Origin of the sequence: Ferrovibrio sp. (genome assembly GCF_046297595.1) — a bacterium.
Lineage (GTDB): Bacteria > Pseudomonadota > Alphaproteobacteria > Ferrovibrionales > Ferrovibrionaceae > Ferrovibrio.
In genome coordinates, this window is record NZ_JBKBHT010000001.1 from 782,514 (window position 1) to 796,531 (window position 14,018).

The window sequence follows — 14,018 nt, forward strand, 5'->3', positions numbered from 1 at the left end:
TGACGCAATGGTGTCAAATATATGACACATATACTAAAACGCGTCCGCAATAAAATATGTTGTGGGTCGGATCGATCAAGCTGCCCCATATCTGGGTATTCCAACGATACCAAGCCGAGACATTCCGCAAAAAAGGTCAGTCTTCCGCCAGAACAATTCCGGGGCGTTTTTCCACGATTCGCGTGGCCGCGCCGCGCCGTGTCAGCCAGGCCAGCAAGATCAGCCCCGGCAACGCGGCCACCGTGGTAGCAAGGAAAAATACTGGCCAGCCAAGCGATTCGGCCATGAAGCCGGCATAGGACGACAACACCGTGCGGGCCACGGCGGTAAGCGAGGACAGCAATGCATATTGCGTGGCGGTATAGGCGATGTCGCAGAGCGCCGAGAGATAGGCGACCAGGGCGGCAGTGCCCATGCCACTGGCGAGGTTCTCGACGCCGACCGTCAGCGCCAGAAACCACAGGTCATGGCCGCGCATCGCCAGCACGGCGAACAACAGGTTGGAGCCCATCTGCAGGATGCCGCAGACCCACAGCGCGCGGTACAGTCCAACGGCTTGCATTAGCCAGCCACCGAGAAACAACCCTAGCATGGTGGCGGCGAAACCGTAGAGTTTGCTTACCTCCGCAATCTCGGCTTTGGTGAAACCAAGATTGAGATAGAAACTGGTGGCCAGCACACCCGCGAGGCTGTCGCCCAGTTTGAACAGCATCACGAATAGCAGGATACCGATCCAACCCTTGCGGCTCATGAACTGCAGGAAGGGACCGGCGACGCTGGCATAGAGCCACGCCATCACGGCGGCCGTTGTGCCAGACAGATGCGGGCGCACGGACAGCCAGGATTCGGCTTCGGCAAAGCGGCGTTCGGCATCGCCACATGGCTTTGCCGCCGGTTCCCCAACCAGCAACACGGTGACCGCGCCAATCACCAGGATTGCCGCCATGGCCAGATAGACCAGCGGCCAGGCGAAAACCGTGGCGAGGTACAGCGCACCGGCCGAAGAGACCAGCATGCCGATGCGGTAGCCGAACACGATGGCAGCAGCGCCGGCGGCCAGCTGGCGCTCCTCCAGGATCTCCACACGCCAGGCATCGATCACGATGTCCTGCGTGGCGGAAGCGAAGGCCACGGCCACGGCGCAGAGGGCGGTGAAGGCGAGCGCCTGCCCCGGATTGCTGAAAGCCAGCGCGGTGATGGCAAGCATCAGCAGGGCCTGCGCAAAAACCAGCCAGCCGCGCCGCCGACCCAGCCAGCGGGTCAGCAGCGGCAGCGGCAGGCGGTCGACCAGCGGTGCCCAGATGAATTTCAGCGTGTAGGGCACACCGACCAGGGCGAAAAGGCCGATATCTTTCAGCGAAGCGCCCGATTCGGTCAGCCACGCCTGCAGGGTCTGACCGGTCAGCGCCAGCGGCAGGCCGGACGCGAAGCCAAGCACCGCAATCGCCAACACCCGTCGGTCGCGATAGACCGCAAAGGCCGCCAGCCAGTCACGCAGGCGAGAGACGGCCGTCACGGACTAGTGCGGCTTGGCATAGCCGAGCGGCTGCAGCGCCTCACCGATCTCACCCAGAATGGCGGGGTCGTCGATGGTGGCGGGCATGCGGTATTCCTGCGCGTCGGCAATCTTTTGCATCGTGCCACGCAGTATCTTTCCGGAACGTGTTTTCGGCAACCGTTTCACCACCACGGCCTGCTTGAAGGCGGCCACCGGCCCGATCTTCTCGCGCACCAACTGCACCAGCTCGCGCAGAATCTGATCCTCCGGTCGGGTAACGCCGGCCTTGAGCACGACGAAACCGAGAGGCACCTGGCCTTTCAGTTGGTCGGCCACGCCAACCACGGCGCATTCGGCCACATCGGGATGCGAGGCCAGCACTTCTTCCATGCCTCCGGTGGACAGGCGATGCCCCGCCACGTTGATGATGTCGTCCGTACGGCTCATGATGAAGATATAACCGTCCTCATCGATGAAACCGGCATCGCCGGTATTGTAATAGCCGGGAAAACGCGTGAGGTAGCTTTTCTTGAAGCCCTCGTCGTTGTTCCACAATGTGGGCAGGCAACCCGGTGGCAACGGCAGTTTGATCACGATATTGCCGATATCGCCGGCCTTCACCGGATGGCCGTCATCGTCCACCACCTGAACGTCATAACCCGGCACGACCCGTGTGGGCGAGCCATGCTTGACCGGCAGTTGCTCTATGCCCATGCAGTTGGACGCCACCGGCCAGCCGGTCTCGGTCTGCCACCAATGGTCGATCACCGGCCGCTTGAGATTATCTTCCGCCCATTTCACCGTATCGGGATCGGCTCGTTCACCCGCTAGGAACAGGGTACGAAAACCGGAGAGATCGTATTTACCGATCAGTTCGGCTTTCGGATCTTCCTTCTTGATGGCGCGGAAGGCTGTCGGCGCGGTGAACAGCACCGACACCTTGTGCTGCTCGATCACACGCCAATAAGCGCCGGCATCGGGAGTGCCGACCGGCTTGCCTTCATAAAGCACGGTCGTGCAGCCGAACAGCAGCGGCGCATAGACTATATAGGAATGCCCGACCACCCAGCCCACATCGGACGCGGCCCAGAATACCTCGCCCGGTTTCATGCCATAGACATTCTGCATCGACCAGTGCAGTGCCACCATATGGCCGCCGTTATGGCGCACCACACCCTTGGGAATACCCGTGGTGCCCGAAGTATAGAGCACATAGAGCGGGTCGGTGGCTTTCACCGGCACGCAATCGGCTGGCGCGGCCCTGTCGGCTTCGGCATCGAAATCGAGGTCGCGGCCGGCGGTCATCGGCCCCTGATACATCTGGCGCTGGTGAACCAGACAATGCTGAGGCTTATGCGTTGCCATCTCGATGGCCTGATCGAGCAGCGGCTTGTATTCCACCACACGACCGGGCTCCAGGCCGCAGGAAGATGCAATGATCAGCTTCGGCTTGGCATCGTCGATGCGGGTAGCAAGTTCACGCGGCGCAAAGCCACCGAACACCACAGAATGGATCGCGCCGATGCGCGCGCAGGCCAGCATGGCCATGACGGCCTCTGGCGTCATCGACATGTAGATGATGACACGGTCGCCCTTGGCAACACCCAAAGCGGTCAGAGCACCGGCCAGACGGGCAACACGGTCGCGCAACTCGCGGGTGGTGAAACGGCGGACGGTACTTGTAACCGGGGAGTCGTAGATCAGGGCGACGCGATCGCCATGGCCCGCCTCGATATGGCGGTCGAGCGCATTGTAGCAGGTATTCGTTTCGGCGCCGGCAAACCACCGATAGAAAGGCGGATTGGAGGCATCCAGCACGCGGTCCCATTTCCTGAACCAGTGCAGCGGCGCGGCCGCCTCGGCCCAGAAAGCTTCCGGATCGGCTTTGGCCGCGGCAAAGACCTGTTCATAGCGACTCGCCATCTGTTCCTCCCGACTGTCTTATTCTGGCCGTCGATCTATACCAGACCGGACGGGGGCTGAATAAGACTCTCGTCTAAGAACCGAGGCGGTACGGCCGCTTGTTCCGCAGAACGGCTATTCCGCAGCCTGAGCCTTGGCATCGCTGAGCAGTTCAGCCTTGGCCCCATCATACTCCCGCTTCAGTCGGGCCACGAGGTCAGCCACGCTCGGCACATCCTTGATCGAACCCACGCCCTGTCCGGCGCCCCAGATGTCGCGCCAGGCCTTGGATTTCGAACTGCCCCCCGAACCGAAACTCATGGTGTTCTTGTCAGCCTCGGGCAAGTTGTCAGGGTCGAGGCCGGCATTGACGATGCTGGGTTTCAGGTAATTGCCATGCACGCCGGTGAACAGCGAAGAATAGACGATGTCGTTCGCCGCGGTATCGACCAGCATCTGTTTGTATTCCGGCACCGCGTTGGCTTCCTGGGTGGCGATGAAACGCGTGCCGATATAGGCGAAGTCCGCGCCCATGGCCTGCGCGGCCAGAACCTGGTTGCCCCTGGTGATCGAGCCCGACAGAGCGATCGGCCCATCGAAGAACTCGCGCACCTCCGAGACCAGCGCAAACGGGCTGAGCGTGCCCGCATGGCCGCCCGCACCGGCGCAGACCAGGATCAGGCCGTCCACACCGGCTTCCAACGCCTTCTTGGCATGGCGGATATTGATCACGTCATGCATCACGATGCCGCCATAGGAATGTACCGCTTCCACCACTTCGTTCGGTGCCCGCAGACTGGTGATGATGATCGGAACCTTGTATTTGACGCAGACTTCCATGTCGTGCATCAGGCGGTCGTTGGAATGATGCACAATCTGGTTGACAGCATAGGGCGCCACCGGCTTATCGGGGTTCTGGGTACGGTATTCGTCCAGTTCGGTTGTGATGCGCTTGAGCCATTCTTCCAGCATCTCTGCCGGGCGCGCATTCAGCGCCGGAAACGAGCCGACGATACCGGCCTTGCACTGGGCGATTACCAGCTCGGGTCCCGAGACGATGAACATCGGCGACGCGATCACCGGCAGGCTGAGACGACCTTTGACGACGGCAGGCAATGCCATGGTTTCCTCCAGGAATACTGTGCCGGCAGATTAGGCAGCCGCCACGCCTTTCGCAATCACGCCATGTTTACCCTGCGGCAATCATCCGGGCAGCGTTGCGCTGCGTAAGCCTGTAAAACCAACCTCACTGCAGGATCGCCATGGTAACCGCCCTGATCCTGGTCGGCTTCGCCCTGTTCGGGCTGGGCGCGACCACGGCACACCTGACCCGCCAGGCCGAAGCGGATTTCCCACCCGCCGGCCGCATTATCGCCGCCGCCGGCCTGCAGCAGCATGTGATCGAAGGCGGCCGCAATGAGGATGGCCGGCCGACCCTGGTGATGATCCACGGCGCCTATGGCGCTGCGCAGGATTTCGCCGTCAGCCTGATGCCGCTGGTGGAAGACCGCTTCCATGCCGTGGCCGTGGACCGGCCCGGCCACGGCTATTCCGAACGCGGGGATGCCTCGACACCCCATCATCAGGCGCGCGCACTGCATGCCGCCCTTGAGGAACTTGGAATCCGCCGCCCCATCCTGCTCGGTTTTTCCTATGGCGGCGCGGTGGCGCTGAGCTACGCCCTGCAATACCCTGGCGACACCGCCGCGCTCGTACTGATCAATCCGGCCACGCATCCATGGCGCAGCCTGCCGGCGATGCCATTTGGCCTGACCGATGCGCCCCTGTTGGGTCCGGCAGTGAAATACACCCTCGTCACACCGCTAGGGCATCTGCTGAAGGATGCCGGAACCGAACGCGTGTTTCGCCCCGGCGGAGTACCGCCCGCTTTTGAGCAGGCGCCGCTGGCGCTCAGCCTGCGGCCCGACAGCTACGCCGCCAATGCCGAGGACATCCGCGAACTGGACGGATTCCTGCGCAGGCAGGCTCAACTCTATCCTTCATTGCGCCTGCCGGTTGAGATCGTCGTGGATGAGGAGGATCCGTCGGTATCACCGGTCATCCATGGCCGCAGACTGGCGCGGGAAATTCCCGGCGCGACCCTGACAGTGACGTTAGGCGGCGGCCATCCCCTGCATTTCTCACGGCCCGCAGTCGTATTGCAGGTTATCGACCGAGCGGCACTCCGCGCCGGCTTCAATCCGCGCTGATGATCTGCATCGCTGCATTCGTCGGCAGAACGGCCAGTAGCGCCAGCAGATCGGATAGCGCCAGCGCAACACAACCCTCGGTGCTGCTGTAATCCGGTCGCGCCAGGTGCAGGAAAATTGCACTGCCCATGCCGGGCACGGGCGGATCGTCGTTGTGCCCCAGCACCACGATCACGTCGTAGACGTGGTCATCGCGCCAAAGTTTCTCGTGGCTGGCGGCATAGGGCAGCAAGACATGGCGATTATAGGCCGGATCGGCGGGATCGTCGCACCAGCCATCCTGTGGCGTCAGCGCCTGGACCGGCAACCGTGTCTGCGGGGCGGCCATACGATCGGCGCGATAATAAATCTGCCGCAGGACATACCGGCCAAGCGGCGTGGCGCCATCGCCCTCGCGCTTGTCGGCCTCGGGTTTCACGCCCCCCTTGCCCAGCGCGCAGCGGAATTGCAGACCGCCATGCTTCAGAAAACCATCGGACGTGACGACGATATCGTTCATGCCGGGATCAGGCGGCAAAGCAGCCGGTTATGCAAGCCTCAGTATGTGGCATCCAGCGCGGGCTGCGCCGGGCGTTGGCGATCGCGCTGCTGCTGCATGTCGAAATATTTCTGATAGGCCTCGGCCGCCCGGTTGGCCCAGTCGTTGTTCGATGGAGGCTGCCCGTGAAGCTGCTGCGACGAAAGCTTGGCGTCATATTTCGTCGCCACATTCTGTTGTGTAATCGGGGAGGAGCCGACGGCGCGGCCGGGGGCCGGCGCATTGGATGGGAAAGCCGGAAACCAGGTCCGGCCATCGACCATCTCTGGCGCGGAAGAATTGACGATCGTTGGCTGCGTCCGGCCGCGCGCAGCCGCCAGCGGGTTGCGTGCCTGGGCCGCGGCGATGGCTTCCAGGGCCGGACCGACCGGCACAGCCTGGGCTGCGGCTTGCTGCTTCAGAGCCTGGAACAGGTCGCTGGGCAATTCGATGGCGGATTTGGCATCAGCCGATTTGCCCAACTCAGGCTGTTGCTCGTTACGGCGATCATCCATACGGGCGGCCAGGCGCAGGTCGGGGCGCATATCTGGGCGTGGGGCCTGCATCTGCGCCTGAATCATGGCGGCTTGTTGTTGGGCAGCCTCTTGCTCGGCTGGCTGACCAGTCGGGGCTGCATCGTTTTCGGCAACAGCCGTGGCCGGCTGTTCCTTGCCACCCAGGTCGATGCCCAGCATCGCCATGGCATGCTCGCCCGGGTCCTTGCCGGTGCTTTCGTTGACCATGGCGCTGACCACCGAGACGGCCAGGCCGATCGGGCCGCCAAACAGCGCACCGCCGGCCATGCGTGAACCAGCCTCGATCTGATCGCCGGTGATGGCGCGGTAAATGGTCGAGACGATCGGGATGTGCTGCAGCGGATTGATGATGTCGAGGAAATCGGCAAACTTGAACCCGCCAGATCCAAACATGCCGCGCCGTTCGCGCGCCTCGCCATCGCCCACCGCCTCGGCCTGTTTGGCCTGCGGCTTGGGTTGCATCCCGGCGGACGGGAGCGAAGCAATGGCGAAATCTTCAGACATGCGGGTCCTTTCAGGTAGGACCCCGCAAGCCACGTGCCAAAATATTTCCTTGTTATTTCGTGTATTTAAGAAAAGAGCGATGTCGAGTCGGCAAAATCTGCCGGGTGCGCGGCCTGCATCTTGCCGACTGAATTTGTTATTTTATAACATATCAATATGCCTCACTCGCACGACCGTCTACCCGTCACGCTGCTTTCCGGTTTCCTGGGCGCCGGGAAAACCACGCTGCTGAACCACATCCTGGGAAACCGGGAGGGCAAGCGTGTTGCGGTCATCGTCAATGACATGAGCGAAGTGAATATCGATGCCGCCCTGGTTCGCGAAGGCAATGCGGGGTTAAGCCGGACCGAGGAAAAGCTCGTCGAGATGTCGAATGGCTGCATTTGCTGCACGCTACGCGACGATCTGTTGAAAGAGGTCCGCCGGCTGGCAGGTGAAGGCCGTTTCGATTACCTGCTGATCGAATCGACAGGCATTGCCGAACCGATGCCCGTGGCGGCCACTTTCGATTTCCGCGACGAAAACGGCTTCAGCCTTAGCGATATTGCACGGCTGGATACCATGGTAACGCTAGTCGACGCCTATAATTTCCTGCGCGATTATGGATCAACGGACTTCCTGCGTGATCGCGGTGAGTCCTTGGGCGACGAAGACAACCGCACGGTGGTCGACCTGCTGGTCGAACAGATGGAATGCGCCGACACCATCATCCTCAACAAGACCGATCTGGTCGCACCACAGGAGATTGGCTTCCTGGAAGGCCTGATCCGCACCTTCAATCCCCATGCAGCCATCCTGCGTGCGGAATTCGGGCGGGTTCCGCTCAGTCAAGTTCTAGATACCAGCCGCTATAACCCCGAACATGTACAGGCCCTGCCTGGCTGGCAACAGGCCCTGTTGGGTCAGAACCTGCCGGAAACCGAAGAATACGGCATCCGCAACTTCGTCTATCGTGCCCGTCGCCCTTTCCATCCACAGCGGCTGATGAACTGGCTGAACCAGGAATGGCCGAATGTGTGGCGCTCGAAAGGCTTTTTCTGGCTTGCCACCAGAATGGCTTTTGTTGGCTCTTGGTCCCAAGCTGGCGCCGTCACCCGGCATGAAAAAGCAGGTTTGTGGTGGGCCGCGATCCCCAAGCAACATTGGCCCGATCATCCCGACTGGCAAACCGGCATCAAGCAGGTCTGGCAGAAACCCTATGGCGACCGTCGCCAGGAAATTGTGCTGATCGGTGCAGGCATGGATCGTGTTGCCTTGACTGCAGGCTTCGATGCCTGCCTGCTGACAGATGCAGAAATGACAGGTGGACCCGAATCCTGGCATTCGCTGCCGGATCCCTTCCCGCGTTGGTCCGACCAGACAGCAGCGGCTGAGTAATCATGACAGCGGTGCTGCAGAAACATGCCCTGACTGGAATTAATTATGACGTGCTGAATGAAATCGGGCGCTCCGGCATCAATCTCGCAATCTGGCACAGACAACAAGAAGCGGCACTGGCTCGATTATGCACAGACATCGCCGCGAAACATGACAACGATCTCTGCCTCTATATCGACCCTGAAAAATCTGATGTCACAATCCCAATGGCGCTGGCCGGAACTGGCTGGGGTTGCGAAACTCGACTGAAACCACTCGCCAACGATGTCATTCGCGCCGTGCAGATATTCGCCCGCTTGACCGGAGATTACCGGCTTCACGTCGACCTCTCGGTCATTCGCACTGATGCATGCCGCTATTTTCACGTCGATAACGTGGGCCTGCGCCTGTTGTGCAGCTACGCTGGCCCGGGCACCGAATGGCTGGATAACGCGAATGTCGTTCGTGCCGCACTTGGCCTCGGGGATAACAAGGCCGTCCTGCGCGATCCAGCTCGCATCCACCATATGCCAACCGGCTTGATCGGCATCCTGAAGGGAGAGCGCTATCCCGGCAATGATGGCAACGGCATCGTTCATCGCTCAGCGCCGATCCTACGCTGTGCCGGACGCAGGCTGCTTTTGCGGATCGATCAGCCGGGGCCACATCTGCCGCCGGCTGAACCAACCTAAAGATAATGGCCGGAGCGTTTGCGCTTGGCGGCCAGATAGGCCTCGTTATGGGCGTTGGAGGGGAATTTATGGGGGACTCGCTCGGCCACGACGATGCCGCAGGACTCCAGCCCCTTCACCTTCTCAGGATTGTTGGTGAGCAGCCGCACAGTGCCGAACCCCAGCCGCTGCAGCATCCGGGCGGCTGGCAGGAACCAGCGTTCGTCGGCATCGAAGCCGATCCGCTGGTTGGCGTCCACGGTATCGAAACCCTGGTCCTGCAACTGGTAAGCGCGCAGTTTGTTGACCAAACCGATGCCGCGACCTTCCTGCGCCAGGTAGAGCAGCACGCCGCCGCCCGCCTCGTTAATGGTGCGGATGGCGCCACGCAGCTGCTCGCCGCAATCGCAGCGCAGCGAACCCAGCAGGTCGCCAGTGAAACATTCGGAATGCAGCCGCACCAGCACCGGTTTGGTCGGATCGGGATCGCCGATCACCAGGGCGAAATGCTCCTGCCGACCATCGGCAGGGCGAAAGGCATAAAGCTGGGCATTCTCGGCATCGGCTACCGGCAGGCGCGCCTGACTGACTGGCACCAGGGTTTCCGCCTCTGCCAGGTCATAGGCCGCGACGGCGGCGGCGGGGACCGTCAGAAGACCTGCCGGTACGGCGGCATCCTTCGCCAACGGCAAATGCAGGGCGGCCGGCAAGAGATAGGCTGTCTTGGCCAGTTTCACCGCCAGCCGTGCACTATCAGGCGCGGCCGCCTTGATACGCGTGAACGGCCCGCGCAGCGGCGCCGCGAGATCCCGGCTGGCATCGGCCAGGTCTCGGATCAGCGTCGCCTTCTCGGCATCCGGGGCCGGCAAATCGGCCAGCGGCAGTAAAATCGTATCGTCGCCGGTGGGCCCGATATGCAGCACGGCAGCCCGCGATGCCGTCAGTGCCAGCGCGCCGTCGGATGACAGGTGCACTACCTCGGCCAGCATCGCTTCGGTCAGGGTTTCCGCGGCCAGCACCAGCACATGGTCCGCCGGGCCCATGGCCAGCAACACGGGCCGGCCACGGCGCATTTCGTGTCCGGCACGGTCGACCGCAATGGCGGCAGCGGCATGGGAAAGCTCTGTCATGACCGGTCCGGTTTACGACGCCCGGCCGGCCCCGGCAAGACGCCGCGCTGCTTTACGCAAGGTTGTGACAAACCTCACGGCTGGCTAAGGTCGCCGCATGCTGCGCCGACGCACCGTCAGGGGCCACCGGATGCCCCATCTGCACGATACGCCCAGCCTGCAGGCCCGGCTGATCGCCCGCGGGCTGCGGCAATTAATCAAGCCGCGCAAGGTCAACCGCGCGGATATCCCCCTGCTGCGCGGCCTGATGTCCGCCTTTACCCGCGCCCGCCTGCCCGCCGGCGTGAAGGCCGAGCGCGTCAAGCGTATGCAGGACGGCGACTGGCTGCGAGGCGAATGGCTGCGACCCGAACAGCCACGGCGCGGGCGTGCCCTGCTCTATCTCCATGGCGGTGGCTTTATCTGCGGCGCGCCACGTACCCACCGCGCCATCACCGCACGGCTGGCCAAGCGGCTGGGGATTGCCGTCTTCAGCCTCGATTACCGTCTGGCGCCCGAACACCCGTTCCCGGCCGCACTGGAGGATGCCCTGCGCGCCTGGCGCTGGCTGCTGGCGGAAGGTTACCGACCGGATCGCATCTGGCTGGCCGGCGATTCCGCTGGCGGCGGGTTGGCGCTTTCACTGATGCTGGCCTGCAAACAGCATGGCCTGCCCCTGCCGGCGGCGGCTGCGCTGTTTTCGCCCTGGACCGATCTGGCCGGCAGCGGCAAGGCGATGCAGGAAAATCTCGAACGCTGTGCCTGGTTCATGCCGGCCCAGATTCATTTCGCCGCCGAACTCTATGCCAACAAGACACCCAGGACCGATCCGCTGGTCTCGCCGCTCCACGGCGACCTCGCCGGGCTTCCGCCGTTGATCCTTCATGTCAGCGACAGCGAGCTTTTGCGCGACGACACCCTGCGGCTGGCCGACCTTGCCCGTTCAGGCGGTGTTGCGGTGGATTTGCGCGTCTGGCATGGCCTGCCCCATGCTTGGCCGAATTTCGCCGGCCTGATGCCTGAGGGCGATGCCTGCCTGGATGCCACGGCCGAGTCCCTGCTGCATACAACTGCCGCTTGAGCCGCACGCCTGCCCAAGGCACACTTGAGCGGGCCGATTCGATCTGACGGCCACCGGGGGAAACATCCACGTGCAGGAAAAGGAACTACGCCTCGCCCTGGTCTGCTTCGGCGGCGTCTCGCTCGCCATCTACATGCATGGCGTGGTGAAGGAAATCCTCAAGCTTGTGAGGGCTTCGCGCGCTTATCACGTTCTGCCCAAAGGCGAAGCACGCGCCGCGGCACGTTTCGCCGACAACATCCGCCCAGGCGATACCGAGTATGACAGCGAACATGCCTATTTCGAGTTGCTGCAGGAACTGGGCAAGCATGTCGACCTGCGCGTCGTTGTGGATGTGATCGCCGGCGCCTCGGCTGGCGGAATCAACGGCATCATCCTGGGTCGCGCGCTGGCGCATGACCTGCGTATCGACCATTTCCGCAATCTCTGGCTTAACGAGGCTGATGTCTCGCGCCTGCTCGATCCCGAAAAACGGGCGAACCCGTGGAGCAAGGCTTATATGCGGCCGGTGCTGTGGCTGGCTTCGCGATCGCGTTTCGGCCGCCTCATGCTCGGGGATACAGAAATCCTCGACAAGCTGTCGCTGTTTACCCGCTCGCGCTGGTTCCAGCCGCCTTTCGACGGCCAGCATCTGCTGCGCCAGCTGTTGGCAGGTCTGGAGGCGATGGGCGATCCCGATCATGCCGGTTCCTCGTTGATGCCAACCAACCTGGCGCTCGACCTGTTCGTGACGCTGACCGACTTCTACGGCTTTCAGCAGCATATCCCGATCCACGATCCGCCCTTCGTGCGCGACCGCGAACACCGCCACGTGCTGCGTTTCGCCTACCGACGCTGGTCGAGCGGCGAGGAGCATTCCGACTTCGCCCGTCCGGAAGCCCCCGGCCTGGCCTTTGCCGGCCGTGCCACCTCGGCTTTCCCCGGCGCCTTCCCGCCGGCGCAATTGGGCGATGTCGACCGCCTGCTGGCGGAGCAGGGCCGCGACTGGAGTACAAAGGCCGCCTTCGTGCAGCGTAATTTTGGCGATTATCTGAAGGCCGGCCTCGATCCGGAACTTACCTCTTTCGTCGATGGCGGCGTACTGGCCAACAAGCCTTTTGCCGCCGCCATGAAAGCAATCCGCGGCCGCCCGGCCTATCGCGAGGTGGACCGGCGCCTGGTCTATATCGATCCGCAGCCGATGCGCCCGCCACCGCCGCCGACCGGCCGGGTGCCTGGCTTTTTCCGCGTGCTGAAAGGTTCGCTCAGCGATATTCCGCGCAACGAGCCGATTGCCGATGAACTGATCTGGGTCAGCCGTTTCAACGAGCGCGTACGACACCTGCGCGGCGTGATCGACGCCACCCAGCCACAGATCGCGCAACTGGTGGCCGAAAGCGCGCCGCAGAACCTGGATTCCGCCTTAAGCGAAAGCGAAATCCGGCTCTGGCGCCTGCAGGCCAGCGAACGCGCCGTGCGCGAGGCGGGCTTTGCCTATGAAGGCTACGTCCGGCTGAAACTGGGCGCCGTGCTGGATTTCGTCGGCAAGCTGGTCTGCAATGCCTGCGGTTATGGCGAGCGGTCGGCCGAGGCGCAATGGACCCGCCGTGCCCTGCTGCACTGGGCACAGGACCGTCAGGTCTGCCATACCGCGGCGCATTTTGAGCGGGCACCGCCGGGGACACCACCCCATGCCCTGCCGGCCTGGGTCCGCTTCCTGCTACGCTTCGACGTGTCATTCCGTCAACGTCGCGTGCGCTTCCTGGTCCAGCGCCTGAACCAGCTTTACGGCAAGCTGGGCGATACCGAACATCGCGGCCTGCGGGCCGAGCAACTGGATGAGATGAAGCGCGTACTGTATGAGGCGCAGGAAACCCTGCGGCGCTTCGATAGCGGCAACGGCATCACCGCCGAAACCAAAGAGGCGATCAAGACTCTGTTCTTCCGGCGTATCGACCTGAAGCGGGCCGAACATCTCGAGCAGGATGCGACCACCTTTGCCAACGCGAATCTGGCCACAATCGACGCCATGATCGATGCGCTTGGCCGCGACATCGACCTGGACCGCACCACCGACGGACTGGATGCATTGTTCGCGCAGGTCTCGCCAGAGGACTGGAGCCCGGCGGCGCGGCGCGACCTGCTGGTCAGCTATATCGGGTTTCCGTTCTGGGACGTGCTGACCTTCACCATCACCAACTGGCGCGATCTGGGCGAATTCAACGAGATCAAGATCGACCGCATCAGCCCGGAAGACGCCGTGGCAATCCGGCGCGGCAACACCCTGAAGGGCGTCAACCTCGGCCGCTTCGGCGGCTTTTTCAGCCGGGCGCATCGCGAGAACGACTATCTCTGGGGCCGCCTGCATGCCATCGACCGCCTGATCGATATTGTCTGCGATTCCGCACTGGGCCATGATCGGGAAGGCCTGATCGACCGCAAGGCGCTTAAGCTGAAGGCCTTTGGCCTGGTGCTGGATCGCGAGGCCGCCAATCTGGCCGTCAGCCGCAACCTGATCGCCGACCTGCGCCAGGAACTGGCCGTAATCGCCGCTGAAAGCGCATAATCCGGGCGTTTATCGACAGTCCGGCGCCTTGTCCGGTACAGCAAAAAGCGTATGCTCGGCGGCCCAAGCCACGTTTTCAGCGAGCCTTC

General features: G+C 62.7%; 11 protein-coding genes. 5 read left to right on the forward strand and 6 right to left on the reverse strand.

Annotated elements, in window-relative coordinates:
• Positions 1–136: 136 nt before the first annotated feature.
• From ACK4FJ_RS03930 to ACK4FJ_RS03940, 3 genes are all read right to left on the reverse strand, one after another.
• Positions 137–1,516, reverse strand: a complete 1,380-nt coding sequence (locus tag ACK4FJ_RS03930; protein ID WP_409764332.1) for an AmpG family muropeptide MFS transporter — start codon at positions 1,514–1,516, stop codon at positions 137–139.
• 3 nt (positions 1,517–1,519) lie between these two features.
• Positions 1,520–3,421 (reverse strand): propionyl-CoA synthetase, encoded by a 1,902-nt coding sequence (locus ACK4FJ_RS03935; protein ID WP_409764335.1) that lies wholly within the window; start codon positions 3,419–3,421, stop codon positions 1,520–1,522.
• A gap of 114 nt (positions 3,422–3,535) precedes the next feature.
• A complete protein-coding gene (locus tag ACK4FJ_RS03940; RefSeq protein WP_409764338.1) occupies positions 3,536–4,522 on the reverse strand; it encodes an NAD(P)H-dependent flavin oxidoreductase in 987 nt (328 codons plus the stop codon).
• Positions 4,523–4,662: 140 nt separating this feature from the next.
• On the opposite strand from ACK4FJ_RS03940, the gene ACK4FJ_RS03945 reads away from it, so the two are divergent.
• Positions 4,663–5,610, forward strand: a complete 948-nt coding sequence (locus tag ACK4FJ_RS03945; RefSeq protein WP_409764341.1) for an alpha/beta fold hydrolase — start codon at positions 4,663–4,665, stop codon at positions 5,608–5,610.
• On the opposite strand, the gene ACK4FJ_RS03950 is transcribed toward ACK4FJ_RS03945, so the two are convergent.
• Complete coding sequence (locus tag ACK4FJ_RS03950) at positions 5,597–6,109, reverse strand: L,D-transpeptidase (RefSeq protein WP_409764344.1); 513 nt, start codon at positions 6,107–6,109, stop codon at positions 5,597–5,599. The genes ACK4FJ_RS03945 and ACK4FJ_RS03950 overlap by 14 nt on opposite strands.
• Positions 6,110–6,147: 38 nt before the next feature.
• Positions 6,148–7,167, reverse strand: a complete 1,020-nt coding sequence (locus ACK4FJ_RS03955; RefSeq protein WP_409764347.1) for a hypothetical protein — start codon at positions 7,165–7,167, stop codon at positions 6,148–6,150.
• 156 nt (positions 7,168–7,323) lie between these two features.
• Here ACK4FJ_RS03955 and zigA point away from each other — a divergent pair, with 156 nt between their 5' ends.
• Positions 7,324–8,544 (forward strand): zinc metallochaperone GTPase ZigA, encoded by a 1,221-nt coding sequence (zigA, locus tag ACK4FJ_RS03960; protein WP_409764350.1) that lies wholly within the window; start codon positions 7,324–7,326, stop codon positions 8,542–8,544.
• Between the two features lie 2 nt (positions 8,545–8,546).
• Positions 8,547–9,215: a DUF1826 domain-containing protein gene (locus ACK4FJ_RS03965; RefSeq protein ID WP_409764353.1), complete on the forward strand. Its 669-nt coding sequence runs from the start codon at positions 8,547–8,549 to the stop codon at positions 9,213–9,215.
• On the opposite strand, the gene ribA is transcribed toward ACK4FJ_RS03965, so the two are convergent.
• The gene (ribA, locus tag ACK4FJ_RS03970) at positions 9,212–10,324 is read right to left on the reverse strand and encodes a GTP cyclohydrolase II (RefSeq protein WP_409764356.1); all 1,113 of its coding nucleotides are present in this window, start codon (positions 10,322–10,324) and stop codon (positions 9,212–9,214) included. The genes ACK4FJ_RS03965 and ribA overlap by 4 nt on opposite strands.
• A gap of 130 nt (positions 10,325–10,454) precedes the next feature.
• Here ribA and ACK4FJ_RS03975 point away from each other — a divergent pair, with 130 nt between their 5' ends.
• Together ACK4FJ_RS03975 and ACK4FJ_RS03980 are read left to right on the forward strand one after the other, a co-directional pair.
• Positions 10,455–11,384, forward strand: a complete 930-nt coding sequence (locus tag ACK4FJ_RS03975; RefSeq protein ID WP_409764359.1) for an alpha/beta hydrolase — start codon at positions 10,455–10,457, stop codon at positions 11,382–11,384.
• A gap of 70 nt (positions 11,385–11,454) precedes the next feature.
• Positions 11,455–13,929 carry a patatin-like protein gene (locus ACK4FJ_RS03980; RefSeq protein ID WP_409764362.1) on the forward strand — a complete coding sequence of 825 codons (2,475 nt, stop codon included), beginning with the start codon at positions 11,455–11,457 and terminating at the stop codon, positions 13,927–13,929.
• Positions 13,930–14,018: the final 89 nt, after the last annotated feature.